The 15,893-nt window shown below is 51.3% G+C and carries 11 protein-coding genes; 7 read left to right on the plus strand and 4 right to left on the minus strand.

Annotation, left to right across the window (positions count from 1 at the left end):
- From DFP94_RS16105 to DFP94_RS16120, 4 genes are all read left to right on the plus strand, one after another.
- Positions 1 to 3,051 (plus strand): alpha-mannosidase, encoded by a 3,051-nt coding sequence (locus DFP94_RS16105; protein WP_114497484.1) that lies wholly within the window; start codon positions 1 to 3, stop codon positions 3,049 to 3,051.
- A complete protein-coding gene (locus DFP94_RS16110) occupies positions 3,048 to 3,716 on the plus strand; it encodes an SGNH/GDSL hydrolase family protein (RefSeq protein ID WP_114497485.1) in 669 nt (222 codons plus the stop codon). The genes DFP94_RS16105 and DFP94_RS16110 overlap by 4 nt, the downstream gene beginning before the upstream one ends.
- 143 nt (positions 3,717 to 3,859) lie before the next feature.
- A complete protein-coding gene (locus tag DFP94_RS16115; protein ID WP_114497486.1) occupies positions 3,860 to 5,482 on the plus strand; it encodes a hypothetical protein in 1,623 nt (540 codons plus the stop codon).
- A 58-nt stretch (positions 5,483 to 5,540) separates the two neighbouring features.
- Positions 5,541 to 6,383 carry a sugar phosphate isomerase/epimerase family protein gene (locus DFP94_RS16120; protein WP_114497487.1) on the plus strand — a complete coding sequence of 281 codons (843 nt, stop codon included), beginning with the start codon at positions 5,541 to 5,543 and terminating at the stop codon, positions 6,381 to 6,383.
- A gap of 253 nt (positions 6,384 to 6,636) precedes the next feature.
- Here DFP94_RS16120 and DFP94_RS16125 read toward each other — a convergent pair whose 3' ends face one another.
- From DFP94_RS16125 to DFP94_RS16135, 3 genes are all read right to left on the minus strand, one after another.
- A complete protein-coding gene (locus tag DFP94_RS16125) occupies positions 6,637 to 7,383 on the minus strand; it encodes a MerR family transcriptional regulator (protein WP_114497488.1) in 747 nt (248 codons plus the stop codon).
- Complete coding sequence (locus tag DFP94_RS16130) at positions 7,358 to 8,284, minus strand: DUF2268 domain-containing putative Zn-dependent protease (protein ID WP_114497489.1); 927 nt, start codon at positions 8,282 to 8,284, stop codon at positions 7,358 to 7,360. The genes DFP94_RS16125 and DFP94_RS16130 overlap by 26 nt, the downstream gene beginning before the upstream one ends.
- Positions 8,285 to 8,380: 96 nt before the next feature.
- Positions 8,381 to 10,621 (minus strand): AraC family transcriptional regulator, encoded by a 2,241-nt coding sequence (locus DFP94_RS16135; RefSeq protein ID WP_114497490.1) that lies wholly within the window; start codon positions 10,619 to 10,621, stop codon positions 8,381 to 8,383.
- 292 nt (positions 10,622 to 10,913) lie between these two features.
- Between DFP94_RS16135 and DFP94_RS16140 the strand changes: the two genes are divergently transcribed.
- The 3 genes from DFP94_RS16140 (at position 10,914) to DFP94_RS16150 (ending at position 14,785) form a co-directional block, all read left to right on the plus strand.
- Positions 10,914 to 11,825: an ABC transporter permease gene (locus DFP94_RS16140; protein ID WP_114497491.1), complete on the plus strand. Its 912-nt coding sequence runs from the start codon at positions 10,914 to 10,916 to the stop codon at positions 11,823 to 11,825.
- 255 nt (positions 11,826 to 12,080) lie between these two features.
- Positions 12,081 to 12,992, plus strand: a complete 912-nt coding sequence (locus tag DFP94_RS16145; protein ID WP_114497492.1) for a carbohydrate ABC transporter permease — start codon at positions 12,081 to 12,083, stop codon at positions 12,990 to 12,992.
- 254 nt (positions 12,993 to 13,246) lie between these two features.
- Positions 13,247 to 14,785, plus strand: coding sequence for an extracellular solute-binding protein (locus tag DFP94_RS16150; RefSeq protein ID WP_114497493.1), 1,539 nt, complete (start codon positions 13,247 to 13,249; stop codon positions 14,783 to 14,785).
- A 96-nt stretch (positions 14,786 to 14,881) separates the two neighbouring features.
- Here DFP94_RS16150 and DFP94_RS16155 read toward each other — a convergent pair whose 3' ends face one another.
- Positions 14,882 to 15,883 carry an SGNH/GDSL hydrolase family protein gene (locus DFP94_RS16155; protein WP_114497494.1) on the minus strand — a complete coding sequence of 334 codons (1,002 nt, stop codon included), beginning with the start codon at positions 15,881 to 15,883 and terminating at the stop codon, positions 14,882 to 14,884.
- Positions 15,884 to 15,893 lie beyond the last annotated feature (10 nt).

The raw sequence follows: 15,893 nt of genomic DNA on the forward strand, positions 1-15,893 counted from the left end.
TTGAATGAAAAAAAAGAGATTTTATTCCATGCGGAAAAGCTGCTGAACAAAAGAGATCAATTTATGATCACGAAGCTTTCTTCCATAGATTTTTCGGGTTTTACGACAATGGAACAACGGTTCATTCATGAAATGGAGGGACAACCGTTCGGGAGCATTGCTCCGGGTCAACGGTGGGGAGAAAAATGGGGATACGGCTGGTTCCGTGGGGCCGTCGTCGTTCCCGAAGCGGCCGAAGGCAAACGGCTTGTGGCCATGCTTGATTTCGGTTCCGAGGCGACCGTATACATTAACGGCATCGTGAGCGGGGCGAAAGACCTTAACCATCATTACTTAACTTTAACCCGTTCGGCGAAAGCCGGCGAGCCATTTGAAATCGTCGCGGAAGCGTACGCCGGGCATTCGGATTCCAGGCCGACGTTCGGAGAGTCGCAGCTCTGCGTTTTTGAAGAGGAAGTCTATCAGTTTTTCATCGATTTGGAGTGCTTGTACGATCTTCGCAATCATCTGGAAGCCAAATCCCTCCGCGTTGCGGAGATTGATCGTTGCCTGACTCAAGTGTTCGCGACCATCGACCTGACCCTGCGTCAGGAATCGCTCTGTGAGAACGCCAAGCAGTGCCGGAAGATCATGGAGCCGCTTCTCTCCTGCGTGAACGGTTCGACGGCGCCGACCCTGTACCTGATGGGACAGTCCCATCTGGATGTCGCCTGGCTGTGGCCGATCGCGGAGACGAAGCGGAAGATTGCGCGGACCCTGTCCAATCAGCTGGCGCTCATGGACGAATACCCGGAATACACTTACACCCAGAGCCAGCCGTATTTGTTCCAATTGGTCAAGACGCTGTATCCGGAGCTGTATGTGCGAATCAAACAGGCGGTAAAGGAAGGGAGAATCGTTCCCGAAGGCTCCATGTGGGTCGAGCCCGATACGAATCTGCCCGGCGGCGAGAGCCTGATCCGCCAGGCGTTGCACGGCAAGCGGTTCTTCAAGGACGAATTCGGCGTGGACAACGAGATGCTGTGGCTGCCTGACGTATTCGGATATACCGGAAACCTGCCGCAAATTATGAAGGGTTGCGGGATCCGTTATTTCGCGTCTACCAAATTGTTCGGTACTTACGACAATGTAGCGGACCCGTTTCCGCATAATACGTTCCTGTGGGAAGGGATCGACGGCTCGCAAGTGTTGACGCATCTGATGAACTACGGCGATTACTACCCGATTCGGATCAATCCGTCGTTCTTAATCGATCAGTGGAACGATCGCGTTCAGCTTGAAGGCATTTCTACGCGGCTTACCCAATTCGGACACGGCGACGGAGGCGGCGGCTCCAATCGGGATGATCTCGAATTTATGCGCCGGCTCGGTAACTTGGAGGGTGTTCCCAAGACGAAGCATGGCTCGCCGATTGAATTTTTCGAGGATCAGATTGAAAAAGGCATTCCTGACGCCAAATATGTAGGAGAGCTTTATTATCCTGCTCACCGCGGGACTTACACGACGCAAGCGATCATCAAAAAGCTGAACCGGAAGGCGGAAATCGGTTTCCGCGAGGCGGAGCTATGGGGGGCGGCGGCGGAGCTGCTGAATAACCGGGATTACCCTTACGAGGATCTGGACCGGCTATGGAAGACTCTGCTGCTGCACCAGTTCCACGATATTCTGCCTGGCTCCTCCATCCATCGCGTCCATGAAGAGGCGCAGATCGAGCTGAAGGCGTTGAACGAGAACGTGTACGGCTTGGCTTCGGATACAAGGGACGCGCTCACGGACGGCGATGCTTCCCGGTTTACCGTTTTTAACTCGCTGTCCTGGCCGAGAAAGGAACTGGTCGCGCTGCCTGCCGGCGTTCATGGCCTTGCGGACGGGAACGGAGCGGTTCTGCCGGTGCAATTGCACGAAGGCGTTACCTATGCCGAGGTGGAGGCCCCTTCGATGGGCTGGTCGACATACAAGGCCGGAGCGGAAGCGGCGGCGGATGCTCCTGCAACGTCTGCGGTCCTTGCCACGGCATCGCGACTGGAGAATGAATGGATTGCGCTCGAAATGAACGAGCGGGGCGAGATAACGACTATTATTGACAAGGAGACCGGCGCGGAATGGGCGGCGGACACCTGCAACGTCATGCGGATGTACCGGGATCAAAATTCGGATTTCGATGCTTGGGAGATCGATCGGCGCTACCGCTTGGCACCCGTCGAGCTGACTTCAAGCGCCAAGGTATCCGTTACCGCGAACGGCCCGCTCTTCGCGAATATCCGGGTTGAGCGCGAACTGAACCAATCGACCCTGATCCAGGATATCCGGCTCTGTGCCGGCAGCCGCCGGGTGGAATTCCATACGACGGTTCACTGGCGCGAGAAGAACAAACTGCTAAAGGTCGATTTCCCGGTTCGCGTTCACACGAACGAGTCGTTGCAGGAAATCCAGTTCGGTTACGTCAAGCGGCCGAATCATGACTCGCGTCCGCATGATGCGGATCGTTACGAAGTGGTTCAACACAAGTGGTCTGCGCTTGCGGAGACGAACCGCGGCTTCGCGCTGCTGAACGACTGCAAATACGGGATTTCCGTCAACGACAACACGATGAGTTTGACGCTGCTTCGGGCTCCGACGTATCCGGACGAGACGTCCGATCAAGGGGTGCACCAATTTACTTACGGATTTACGTTCTGGAACGGCGCGTTCCTGGACAGTCCCGTCGTACGGGAAGCCTACGAGCTGAACTATCCCGTCAGCCTCGCGTCCGGAGGAAGCGGTGAGGCGCAATCGTTGCTCTCCATCGATCAAGCCCATGTGATCGCGGAGACGGTCAAGCTTGCCGAAGACGGATCGGGCGATTGGATCGTGCGTCTGTACGAGAGCAAGGGGGCTTCCGTAATGTGCGGGCTTCACTTCGGGCTGTCCATCGCGGCGGTTTATGAGACAAATATGCTGGAGGAGAAGTTGGCGGATTTGCCGCACGAGGGAGAAAATATACGGCTTCAGTTCCGTCCGTTCGAGGTGAAGACGATCCGGCTCCGGCTGAATGGGGGGAGTAGGGGATGAGGCTGGAAGAAGGACAACGCCTGGTCCTGATCGGCGACTCGATCACGGACTGCGAACGTAAATATCCGTACGGGGAAGGGCTGTTCCAAGGCGTCGGCAAAGGGTATGCCGCACTCGTGGACGCCATGCTGCAGGTTGCATATCCTGAGCTCTCCATCCGCGTGACGAATATGGGCATCGGCGGCAATACGGTTTCGGATTTGCAGGACAGATGGCAGACGGACGTGTTGGATCTGAAGCCGGATTGGCTGACGGTCATGATCGGCATTAACGATGTATGGCGGGAGTTCGACCAACCCGCGATCCCGGAGTCGCATGTGGGTCTTGAAGAATACGAGCGGACCCTGGAAGAGCTGGTGCGTTCGGCGCAGCCCGGCCTGCAAGGGCTCGTGATCCTGACGCCGTTCTATCTGGAGCCGAATGCCGAAGACCGTATGCGCAGCCGGATGGACGAGTTCGGACTTGCGGCCAAGCGGGTTGCGGAGCGGGTGGGCGCCCTGTTCGTGGATACACAGGCGGCTTTCGCCGGCCAATTCGACTACGTGCATCCTACTGCGCTGGCCTCCGACCGGGTGCATCCGAACTTGAGCGGTCATCTGTTGATTGCGCGCGCGCTGCTGGCGGCGATCGGCTTCGACTGGTCGCGCATGCAGACCGGTTCCTGATGCTTAATTGGAGAAGCATGGCGCGATATTTCTAGGCAGGGAGGTGGTTTGCGGGGGAGAGTACATCGGCGGTTTGAGTGGAGGACGTTCGAAGGCGTAACGATTTCATTTTATCAAAACGACAAAGGTCGGGAGGTAAGTAAATGAAAATGAAACAGTGGAAAAGTGCGGGAATATGGGCTTGCATTCTGCTGATGGCCATGACGGCGCCGGGCGCCGCGATGGCAGAGCAGGCAGCGGGAAGCAGTGACGAGCAGAATGTGAGCGGCGCAAAGAAACCGGTCCGGAAGCCATTCGCGATCAAGATCGTGGATGCCGAGACGGGCCGGGGCATTCCTCTTGTTGAACTGAAGACGACGAACAACGTTCTGTATTACACGGATAGTGCCGGTGTCGTGGCTTTCGACGAGCCCGGCTTGATGGATCAGTCGGTCTTCTTCCATTTGTCGAGTCACGGTTACGACTTCCCTGCCGACATGTTCGGCAATCGCGGGCAGGCCGTACAGACCACACCTGGGGGGACGATTACGATCGAGATGAACCGGGTCAACATCGCCGAACGGCTGTATCGGGTTACGGGACAGGGCATCTACCGCGACAGCGTGCTGCTTGGTTTGAATACGCCGATTCAGCAGCCGCTGATCAACGGTCTGGTCATGGGGCAGGATTCCGTGCAGACGATCGAGTACAACAATAAGTTGTACTGGTTCTGGGGCGATACCGACAGACCGGCTTATCCGCTGGGGAACTTCCGCGTGACGGGAGCGACTTCCAAACTGCCGCAAAACGGTGGATTGGATCCGGACGTCGGCGTAAATCTGAAGTATTTTACGAAGGACGACGGTTTCGTCAAAAGCTTGGTGCCGCAGTTGCCCGACGGCGCCGGAATTGCCTGGGTGTTCGGTTTGATGACCGCCGAGGATAACGCCGGACAGGAGCGTCTGCTCGCCGGCTACAGCACGCACAATCCCGAACTCACCGCCTTCGGCATTCTTGCCTTTAACGACAATACGAAGGAATTCGAGCAGGTCGTCGAGTTCCCTTCCAAAGACGATTGGCGCCATCCGGGCGGCCAGGCGACGTATTATGAGGAGAACGGGTCGGGCTACTGGCTCTTTACCGAACACAAGATGCCGAATTTGCGCGTTGCCGCCAGCTATGACGCCATCATCGACTACACCCAATATGAATCGTTTACGTGCTTAACGCCGGGAACGGCATACAACGGGGCTCAAACGTCGCTGGAACGCGATGCGGACGGCAAGCTCGTCTGGGGCTGGAAAAAGAACACGCCGCCGCTTACCCAGAATCAAGAGAAGGAACTCCTTAATTTAGGTTTGATCCAAGCGGGCGACCCGCATTATAATCAATTGAAAGATGCCGATACCGGCGAAGCGGTGGAAATCGCCTTCAGCTCCGTCGAATGGAACGATTACCGGCAGCGTTACGTAATGATTGGGCAGCAGATGCAGGGTAAGACATCGGTACTCGGGGAAATCTGGTACGCGGAAGCTCCGGCCCCTCAAGGTCCTTGGACTACTGCCAAAAAGATCGTAACGCATAACGATTATACTTTTTATAACGTGGCCCAGCACAAGAACTTCAGTAAAGATGGCGGCCGGGTGATTTACTTCGAGGGGACTTTTACGAATACGTTCACGAGTCATGTCCCGACGCCGCGGTATAACTACAATCAAGTCATGTATAAACTCGATTTGGCGAATCCGGAGCTGGGGCTTGAGCCGGTCCAAGGAACCTCCAATTAATAGATCACGCCGATCGAATTCTGACTGACACTTCTGTTTATTGAGGGAGGATCATGAAATGCTGAGAGGATTGACGCTTAACGGCCTAGGCGCGGTGGAAAATGAAGAGCGGTTTATCGAACTGGCAGGCGCGGGCGGCTTTCGGGCGGTTGACGTGGATGCCAGGGGATTGATCGAACGTCTGGGAACGGATGGGGCCCTTAATAAACTACAACAGCACGGAGTCGTCATCGGTGCGATAGGCTTGTCTGTGGAATGGAGGGCTGGCGAGGACGAGTTTCGGGCAGGGCTGACCGGCTTGACTGAAGCGGCTGCTGCCGCACAGTCGTTGGGCTGCACGCGCTGCTGCACCTACATCTTGCCGTCGACCGACGCAAAACCTGCTCACTTTTTAGCGCTCGCCACCCGGCGTCTGCGAGTCTGCGCCCAAATCCTCGGTGCCTTTGGCATCAGGATGGGTCTGGAATTTGTCGGACCGCATCATCTGCGGACAGCTTGGAAATACCCTTTCATCTGGACGATGGAAGAGACGCTGGACTGGATAGACGCGATCGGGGAGCCGAATGTCGGTTTGCTGCTGGATGCGTATCACTGGCATACGAACGGTTTGGCTTCAGACGACATCAAGCGGCTACAGGCGCAGCAAATCGTTCATGTGCATATCAACGACGCGCCGAACTTGCCTCTCGAGGCTGTACGGGACAACGATCGTCTGTACCCTGGAGAAGGAGTCATCGATTTGGAAGGCTTTTTAAGAGGGCTGCAGCATATAGGCTATGACGGGATCGTGTCGCAGGAGGTTCTGACGCCGGACATGCCGAAAGATAAGCCGGAGCAACTGATTCGCCGTTCCAAGGCGGGGTTCGATCGCGTATTCGCCGCTGCCGGAATAAGTAAGTAAAATCGAATGACGTCCGACCGTTTAGATAATGAAAAGGACCCTTCCGAAAAAGCCCTGGGCTTTTCCGGAAGGGTCCTTTTGCGGTTGCTGTTCGGTGAAAGTAAAGTCTTAGACTGCCTCTGTTGTCGTTCAACTAACGGTTCCCGTTAGCTTAATGATTAATTTTTATACCAAGTGGGCTCATTTTTTTAGTGTAGCACGCCCAAGCTACCTTGGGGAGTGATTGTTGAGCATTTACCATTCATTGAGATGATTACCGATTGATATTATACATAATTGCGCTGTAAAGAAAATCTGCCAAATCCTCATGGCCATATTGATTAAAGTAGCTTTTGAATCGTGCATCGAATTTGTAGGTATGAGCAATGCAAGCCAGTAACTCTTCATCGCATGTCATGAACTGCATTAGATTTTCTTTCCACTCTTCGATTAATTGCTGCACTTCATCGGAGGAAGGATCCTGATGGATACAAGATGCAATTTGTTTATATATTTCTTCCATATCGGAAAAACGTTTCTCTTTTTCATCTACTGATAAATTTTCCATCGTTTCATTATACACTTTGTACGCCTCTGTTTCGCAATAAATGAATCTTGCCTCATTGGCATACTGTTCTTTCAATGGCAAAACGGTAGAACTCTTAAAAATATGCAAATTACTAATATCATTCCCCGAAACGTATTCATCGAGAGCAGTCATAATGTTTTCCAGTCTTTGTTTTCTCAATAATAAAGTTTGTCCCTGCTTCTTTAATATTTGTTTCTGTTCATGCCTGGTCAGCTTTAAAATGTCTGCAATTTCTTTCAAGGAAAAATCCAATTCCTTTAAGAAAAAAATGGTTTGAAGTTTTTCCAAACTGGTTCGATCATATAGGCGATACCCTTTTTCCGTCAGATGTGTCGGTTTAAATAAATCGATTCTATCGTAATAATGCAAGGTACGAGCTGTAATGCCTGTTATCTGAACAATATCTTTAACCGCTAATAATGGTTTCTTCATCCCAAAATCCTTTTACTTCGTCTAGTATTTGAGCAGCAGGCGTTATTGTTGCCTCAAAGATCGTTCTTCCTGTTTTCCTTAAGTAATACTGGATTAAATAATATCCGCAAGCGTAGCCGGCGCTGTAAGGCATATTGACCGGTTTAAAGTTCTGAAGTTCTGCGATCTCGTCACCGTAAAGATACGGAGCAAATTGATCAAACCCCGTTAATTGCAATTGCTCTCGGAGCACGGGCTTAATGCGCCTGTTAAGTGTTTCTGCATTTGTTTTCGTTACCCAAGGGCCGAGCAATTCTTCTCCAAACATGAACGTAGCAAAGTTTTCGGCTAATCCTTCACTTACAATGAGCTCGCCCAAATTAACGGTGTGATCCCACTGAATAAATTGATATCGCACATTATGGTTGCATTCGTGCGCCAGCGCAGCCTTCATTCGAGGAATCGTGTACTCATTTGGCAAGAGTGTACCCCAGATAAACCCGGGAATGCCCCCAAAACCGCTATATCCTTCGTTTATGGTTAAAGCACGGTTTTCCGGATTCCCTAGTTGAATGGTAAACAAGTATTCAGATACGGGGAGACTTATTTCATGTTCTATAAATAGACGGAGGCTTTTCCTTACAGCGTGCTCACACTCTAACCAAAAAGAATCTGACGAAATCAACTCTACCTCAGGTGAAATTTGCCGGGTAATCTGATCAGGGGATCGATGCATCATACTATTAAACGTAATAACGTCAAAACCATTCGCTTCTTCAGCTCTAAAAGGGATTTGTTGAATTTGCCATTGTTTCATAAATGGAGCCATCATTTCGTTTCTGAATAATTCAAGCTTTTCCTCGGGTGAAGCTTGGGCAACCTTTTGATAAATATGATCTGAACGTAGTGATTGTATATTCATCTCTCTCACTCCTAGTTATGTCTTATTGGAGAGAATTATGCACTATGACCTAACGTCATAGTCAAGGACCTTGAATCAAAATTAATTTACATGTTCTTAAACGCAGTGAATTTCCCGATACTGCTTCGGCGTAAGGTTCGTGAATTTCTTGAATGCGGAGAAGAAATGCCCTTTGGATATAAAGCCGCATTGATCCGCAATCTCCAGCACCGAGAGTTGGCTGGATACCAGTTTCTCTTTCACTTTCTCGATTCGTTCCTGGAGGATGTACTCGGACAAGGACATGTTCATGATCTCCTTGAATAACTGCCGGATATAGCTCACGGAGAAGGAGAAATTGTCGGCTACCTGCTCGATCGATAATTGCGCATCCTGCAAGTGGTTGTCCACGTATTCCTTGATCTCCAGGACGATCTCTTCCTTGCGGTTCGAAGATTTCGGAACCTCGGTCTCGGACGCGAGTATCGTGACGATGCCCTCCAGCCACGCTTGAAACTCGGACAGCGTGCTGTACCGCTCCAACAGTTGATGGATGCTGCTGATCTCGTGCAAGACGCTGGATTTGTTGAAGTTTTTAAGCAGATCGTAGGTAAAATAGGTCAGGTTAAGCTTGCAGTCGCGATAAGGTAGCTCATGGATGTGCTTCATCTGCTGGCGCAGCAGAACGACGGCGGTCTCCGCGCGGCCGCGGCGGATCGCCTTGATGATCTCGGCCGTCTCCAGTGCCTCGGATGCGGAAGGATACTCCGCCATAAACTCTTCATAATCGCTCTCCAGAAAAATTTGCTTTTCACCGTCAAGAAATCGCAGCATCGTCAATTCGTAGATATGATCATATACATTCCGGAAATTAGCGCCGAAGTCATAGGCATTGCTAATCGCGACAGTTGTGTCGACGCGCAGAATGCGCGCCACCTGGTTGTGCGCCTCCTCCAGAAGACGTTGCAGTTGAAGCTCGCCCGATTCAGGGCCGCCGATGACCAGGATGAGATGGTCGCCGCCCATATCCAAGCCTTCGGCCGCATAAGAACCGGCGCCAATCACTTCTTCGCTAATATTACGTATGGCGTACTTAATCAATTTCCGGGAAGGGAAATCGTAACGTTCGCAAAAGACCGTATAAGCTTCGATCCGCAGGACGGCCAAGAACAGGACTTTACAGGAAGTCAGCTTGGTCCGGGTCTGAATGTATTCGTAGCTCTGGGTGCCTGGCGTCCCGTGCAGCATCCACTGGGCCAGAAATTCACTTCGAACGAGCTCGGATTGGTTCCTCATGGAGGCATGAAGCTGATCCACATTGTTCAGCAGCATATCGATGCCGTCGTTAATCCATTGGATATCCGGCTTGGCAGCGGACGCGGAGTTTGCGAAGGGCACCTTCTTTTTTAGCTTTTCCGACATAAAGGTGATGGAACGCAAGGAGCGTCGCGAACTCCAGAAGAACAACGCTGAGACGATTCCCAATAGCAGCAATGTATACGTTATCAATTTTTGCTGGTAAGAGGATATATGGCGAGTCAAGATATGATATTCGGTCGAATAGTACACCGACCAATCTTCAGTAGTCAGCTTGGCTGTATTGACGAACCACCGCTGATTCGGGAGCCGAACCTGGAAATCGCTGTTTTGCTGCTCCTGCCTTGCTTGATAAAGTTGTTCGTTCAGTGCAGGATTGGGCGCGCCTAATAGGACTAACCCGTTCTCGTCAAGTATCCGAATGTCTTGCTCCGAGGAGATCGTTTGGCCGAACAGAAGCTTTGACAGCTGCGGTTTATCGATCAGGAGCACGAGATAGAAATCGGACGGCTTCTCGGGCGTCGCGGGCAGAATAAGGGCCAGGCAGTCCGAGCCGTCCGTCGGATGATTATAGAAGCGCAAATATTGGCGCCGGAATGATTTCACCCGCTCCAGCATGCTTTGGTCGGCGAAGGATTCAAAACCGACGATTCCGACTTCGGAGTCAACGATAAGACTCTGCTTCAAATTTATGAGATAGGATCGCTGGATGAGCGGTTCGGTAGACATAAAGTTGGATTGGGCGACGAGCGCAGCATGGTCGATGAGCGGATCTTTGCTTGTATTGAAGAACCAGTTCTGGATATTCTGATCGGCGTACATGCTGAGCCCGTATGACTTCAAACTGCCAAGAATCATTTCGGCCTTCGAAGCCAGGTTGTTGACTTCGTTCTGCGAATTGCTTCGCACCTCCAGCATGGTATATTTCGAGAATTCCGCAGACAGAAAGTAGACAAAAGGAATCATGGAACAGATCAGAACAGTGGTTAGAAATAGAAAGGTACGCAAATAGGTCTTCTGTAGAAAAGGTTTGATCTTCATATAGTTCCAGCACCCCGTGCTTCATTGTTGGACTGACTGTTTAAGGGTATACCTTGGCCGCCTCGATAAAAAAACCTAACCCGACACTCTTTACTCAATCATATCCTGACTTCCGTGTGAAGTCCTCATTTTGACATAGTACAAATTAAGATGAATCCGGAAAGACTTACTGCGCTTTAGTACCCCTTGTGACACAATGAGGACTATTCCGGGAACCTCCTTCCGTACATAATAAACCTGTCAGGATATGGCCACATCGGACAGACCAGATAGAATGGAGGGATACTGTAAATTGGGAATGCTGAGGGATCTTGTAAAGAACCGGGGCTTGTATTCGATGGCGATACCGGGAATCGTCTTTCTCGTTGTCTTCTCCTACATTCCTCTGTCCGGACATCTGCTAGCGTTCAAGGACTTTCAGATCAGCAAGGGCATATGGGGCAGTGATTGGGTGGGACTGGACAACTTTGTCTTCTTTTTCTCCAATCGGGATTGGATTCAAGTTACGGTCAATACGGTTTATTTAAATGCACTGTTCATTATTTTCGAGATGTTCTTTGCGCTTCTCATCGCGCTCTTCTTGAATGAAATTCGCTTGAAATGGTTTAAACGTACGATCCAATCCTTCGTCTTCCTTCCTTATTTCATTTCCTGGGTCGTCGTAGGGTATATGGCATTCATTCTTTTCAACAATACGGACGGTCTGATTAACCGTGTCCTGGGGATGAGCGGGCTTCAAGCCGTCGATTGGTACCAGACCCCGTGGGTATGGCCGATTATTCTAACTTTAACGCGAATCTGGAAGAGCGCCGGGTATTTTTCTATTATTCTGCTCGCTGCCATTACCGGTTTCTCCTCCGATTATTATGAGAGCGCCCGCCTGGACGGAGCCACGCGGCTGCAACAGATGAGATACATTACGCTACCCTTGCTGAAGCCGCAAATCATCATTCTCGTACTCCTGGGTGTCGGACGGATCTTCTACGGGGATTTCGGCATGATCTACGGAATTATCGGGGATAACGGGATTCTTTTCCCGACGACCGATGTCATCGATACGTATTCCTATCGGGCGTTAAGGCAGCTTGGCAATTTTAGCATGTCATCGGCCATCGTGTTTTATCAGTCTATTATGGGGCTTATCGCCGTCGTTTCGTTTAATGCCTTAGTTCGGAAAATCGATAAGGACTCCAGGCTATTCTAAGAGGTTGTTCAAAAAGTCATCTTTCCATGACGAAGCAAATCATGAAGTGGATTCGACATCGAATCTTGAATTCAGCTGGGCCTAAGCGAATGCTTACGAAGTATGCTTCCTCAGGAAGCATTTCAGGTGCTCACGTACTAAAAACGTACGCTCCGCTCCTCTGGCCCTAGCTTCATCCAACCTTCTCGGTCCTGCAAACCTGACTTTTTGAACACGTACTTTAATTTCGCGGAAAGTAAGGGAGGTGAACTTCATATGAATCGTCCGGTTGCTCTGATCCCGCCTGCGCGAGTCCGGCGGACTAGCGGCATTTCCGATAAAATGGCGATGTTCCTGTTCGGACTGTTTTTGATTCTGTTTGCGCTGGTTTGCTTATTTCCTTTCTGGCTGATGGTCATCAATTCGTTCTCCAGCACCCGAAGCCTGGCGGTGAACGGATACTCCATATGGCCGGATGAGTTTACGCTGGAGTCGTATCGGTTCCTCCTTCAGGGCAAGCAAATGTTTACCAGCTATGGCATTACCATTGCGGTAACGGCCATCGGAACCGTGATCGGCCTCGTCGTTACCGCGTTGTTTGCTTACGTACTGGCCCATCCAAAGAACCGATACGGCGGCTTCCTCTCGTTCATGACCTACGTGCCGATGGTCTTCGGCTCGGGGCTCGTCGGCTTCTATCTTCTGGTCGTGCAGTGGCTGCATCTGAAAGATACGCTGTGGGCGCTTGTGCTTCCTTATGTCATGAATCCGTTCTTTGCGTTTATTTTGGTTTCGTTCTATCGCTCGTTGCCTTATGAGTTGAACGAATCGGCTAACATTGACGGCGCTGGAGAGTGGACGATCTTCTTCAAAATTATTCGGCCGATTTCGACGCCGGTCATTGCGACGATCAGCTTGTTCTACGCCCTGCAATATTGGAACGATTGGTGGCTGTCGCTTCTGTTTATCGATAACAGCGATATGTACCCGCTCCAGTTGCTTCTTCGGCAGCTCATGTCGCAGATGCAGCTCACGTCGCTCAATCACGGCAATGTGCTGACGCTGCCGCCGGCGGAAGGGGTCAAGCTGGCAACGGTATGCCTGACGATCGGTCCGATTATACTCGTCTATCCGATGGTTCAGAAATATTTCGTCAAAGGGCTGACCCTCGGCTCGGTAAAAGGTTAAGTATAAGAGGTTGTTCAAAAAGTCATCTTTCCATGACGAAGCAGATCATGAAGTGAATTCGACGTCGAATTTTGAATTCAGCCGGGCCTTCCGTTGCTCACGTACCCACAACGTACGCTCCGCTACTCAGTCCCTAGCTTCATCCGACCTAAAGCGTTTTGTAAAAACGCACTTCGGAAGCATACGCTTGGTCCTGAAAACCTGACTTTTTGAACTTGAACTATAAGATGATTATTTGAAGGGAGTAAATGTACATGGCCAAATCAAAACGCAAGTTCTTGGTGCCGGCGTTGCTCGGACTAGTCATCGCGTTATCCGGGTGTGCCGGCAACGGCGGGAATGCTTCCGCGCCACAAGATTCCGGGGGAACCGGGTCTTCATCCCTTGAGCCGGTCACTTTGGAAGTTGTAGTTCCGGGGGCGAAGGGGGCTAACTATGACGAGGTGCTGGCGGAAGTCAACAAGAGGCTAAAAGCCGAGATCAATACGCAGGTTAAATTTACGTTCGTTGACTTTGCCGATCTAAATCAGAAGACTAACGTCATGCTGGCTTCGGGAGAGAGCGTAGATTTGATGTTCGATGCCCCGTGGCTGCATTTGGATACGATGTCTTCCCAGGGCTATTACGAAGAATTAAGCGGACTTCTGGACCAATACGGGCCCAATGTGAAAAAGACGAGACCGCAACAAATGTGGGACGCGAACAAAATCAACGGCAGCATCTATGGCGTTCCGTTGGGAAGCGCCTATACCCAGCAGAGATCCGTCTTCATCCGTAAGGATTTGAGGGAGCAATTGAACCTGCAGCCCGTAAAGACGTATGAGGATCTGAAAGCTTATCTCTACGCCGTTCGGGACAGTAACTCCGGGATCACGCCGCTCCTGGCGGGTGCAGACGACGTCACCTACAGCTGGGTCAACTGGCTGATCCGGGACGATACCAGCGTTAACATTCGCCCGACGAATTTTGCGGGAGCCAGCTTGATGCTGTATTACAAGGGCAACGATGGGAAGGTCTACAATTTCTTTGAAACCCAGGAACCGAAGATCTGGTCCAATATTCAGGATGTCCGCAAGCTGTTCGTCGATAAAGTGATGTCGCAGGACGTCTTGACGAATAAAAGCAATCCGGCGGAAATGCAGCTCCAGAACAAAGTCGCAGCCACGCCCCAAATGGTCTTTGGCATTCCCCAATCGTACAACGACCAGTTGAAGCAGGTGGTGCCCGAAGGTGAGCTGGAGGCCGTTCGTTTGTTTGATCTAACCCCCGGTAAGAACCTGTCCAATTTCAAAATGGATAATTTCATCTGCATTGTAAAGACGAGCAAACATAAAGACCGCGCGATGATGTTCCTCGATTGGGCGAACCGTCAGGAGAATTATGACCTGCTGGAGCACGGGATTGAAGGCGTAAACTGGAAACAGGCCGGCGAGCATCAATACGAGACACTGAACAACGATGGCGGCATCGTCTCGTTCCAGCTCATGCTCAATCCTACGTTAGAACGGGAGTGGATCGGTACAGACGAAGAGACTCAAAAGTTCAGTCAATTCATTACGGAAGCCGACAACTTCACGAAGGACGTCATGACCGGCTTCACCTTCGATCCGACTCCGGTGAAGAACGAAGTGGCCCAGTTTGCGACCATTCAAGCCAAATATTACAGCGGAATATTTAACGGCGCGCTTGATCCGGACGAATACTTCGCCAAGTTCAAAGGGGAAGGCGAAGCGGTGCTGGGGAAAATCCAGACCGAGCTGCAGAACCAGGTCGACGCCTTCCTGGCAAAATAGGGGTTACTGTTCATCGGAACAACGACCCGCAAAAAGGACCGCTTTATAGGAGCGGTCCTTTTTTGTGGGTTGTTATATTCCCTCCTAACGACAAGACTACCGGGAAACGGGGTCGGACAGGGAACAAACCTGAGTGATCGTCGCGGCCAAGTGTTCGGCCATTTGCCGATGCTTCTTGACGGAGGGGTGTCCGCAGCCTCCCATGCCGTCTTCCGGCCGTTGGATAAGCGGGAATTCCACGAAATGAATGTTGGCGTCGCCTTCTTCGTTGAGACTCTCTACAAGAGCCTTCAAATAGGGACTCGGGCCGAGGGTCATCGGACCGATTGCGCAGAACAATTGGGCGGAGTGATATCTGCCGCGAATGAAACCTACCAATTTGCGATATTGTTCAATGTAATCCGCAGGCTCGATCGGCGCGGACCAATCGTTGGTCCCGAGGTTAACAACAATGATTTCAGGATCAAATGGATCCATGGCTTCCTGATCGAGATCAGGACAGATGGTTTCGATAAAATAATCCGACATGCGGCCTTCCTTGGCACCGCCGAAATTCTGATAGCAGCCCGTACCGGACGCGCCGACGATCAAAGTTTCGGCATTCAATAGCTGACCGGTCAGCGAGCTGTAAGCAAGCGCGATATTTTCGCGCGAAGCGTCGCAATCGCAGGGAATCTGCGCCTCGTTGCCGAAGCCGCACGTGATCGAATCGCCGATGATGAGCATCCGGTGGGGGAGAGGGGCCGGCGGGCTTAGAAAGGTTCCGTTTTCTGCCGTCAAATCGGTAAATTTAATGCTGCCGAATGCCGCTTCCGTACGTTTTTGCAGAGTTAAGGTATGAGGTACGTCCTCCAGGTCGTCCGCAAGCTGGTACAGCCGGTTATCCGGATCTATTCTCATCACCCGTACCGGGAGATCGTCGATATAGACGTTAACCCAGCTTTTCCCCTCTCCGTTGACATCCTCGATTTCGGCGGTAATTTCCCGTCCTTGAAAGCGCACGGTTATCGCGCTCCCGGGAAGAAAACAGGAGATGCCGTCCTGCTCTTGATGGAAGAGTCCGTGTCTGCGGCTCGAGTTCAAAAAGTCGAATTTCATAAAATGACTT

The sequence above is a fragment of the Fontibacillus phaseoli genome, from assembly GCF_003337355.1.
Classification (GTDB): Bacteria; Bacillota; Bacilli; order Paenibacillales; family Paenibacillaceae; genus Fontibacillus; species Fontibacillus phaseoli.

Excerpts from the sequence above, each read along its gene's own strand:
- DFP94_RS16110 (WP_114497485.1), top strand. The coding sequence starts at position 3,048 with ATGAGGCTGGAAGAAGGACAACGCCTGGTCCTGATCGGCGACTCGATC.
- DFP94_RS16115 (WP_114497486.1), top strand. The coding sequence starts at position 3,860 with ATGAAAATGAAACAGTGGAAAAGTGCGGGAATATGGGCTTGCATTCTG.
- DFP94_RS16120 (WP_114497487.1), top strand. The coding sequence starts at position 5,541 with ATGCTGAGAGGATTGACGCTTAACGGCCTAGGCGCGGTGGAAAATGAA.
- DFP94_RS16125 (WP_114497488.1), bottom strand. The coding sequence starts at position 7,383 with ATGAAGAAACCATTATTAGCGGTTAAAGATATTGTTCAGATAACAGGC.
- DFP94_RS16130 (WP_114497489.1), bottom strand. The coding sequence starts at position 8,284 with ATGAATATACAATCACTACGTTCAGATCATATTTATCAAAAGGTTGCC.
- DFP94_RS16135 (WP_114497490.1), bottom strand. The coding sequence starts at position 10,621 with ATGAAGATCAAACCTTTTCTACAGAAGACCTATTTGCGTACCTTTCTA.
- DFP94_RS16145 (WP_114497492.1), top strand. The coding sequence starts at position 12,081 with ATGAATCGTCCGGTTGCTCTGATCCCGCCTGCGCGAGTCCGGCGGACT.
- DFP94_RS16150 (WP_114497493.1), top strand. The coding sequence starts at position 13,247 with ATGGCCAAATCAAAACGCAAGTTCTTGGTGCCGGCGTTGCTCGGACTA.
- DFP94_RS16155 (WP_114497494.1), bottom strand. The coding sequence starts at position 15,883 with ATGAAATTCGACTTTTTGAACTCGAGCCGCAGACACGGACTCTTCCAT.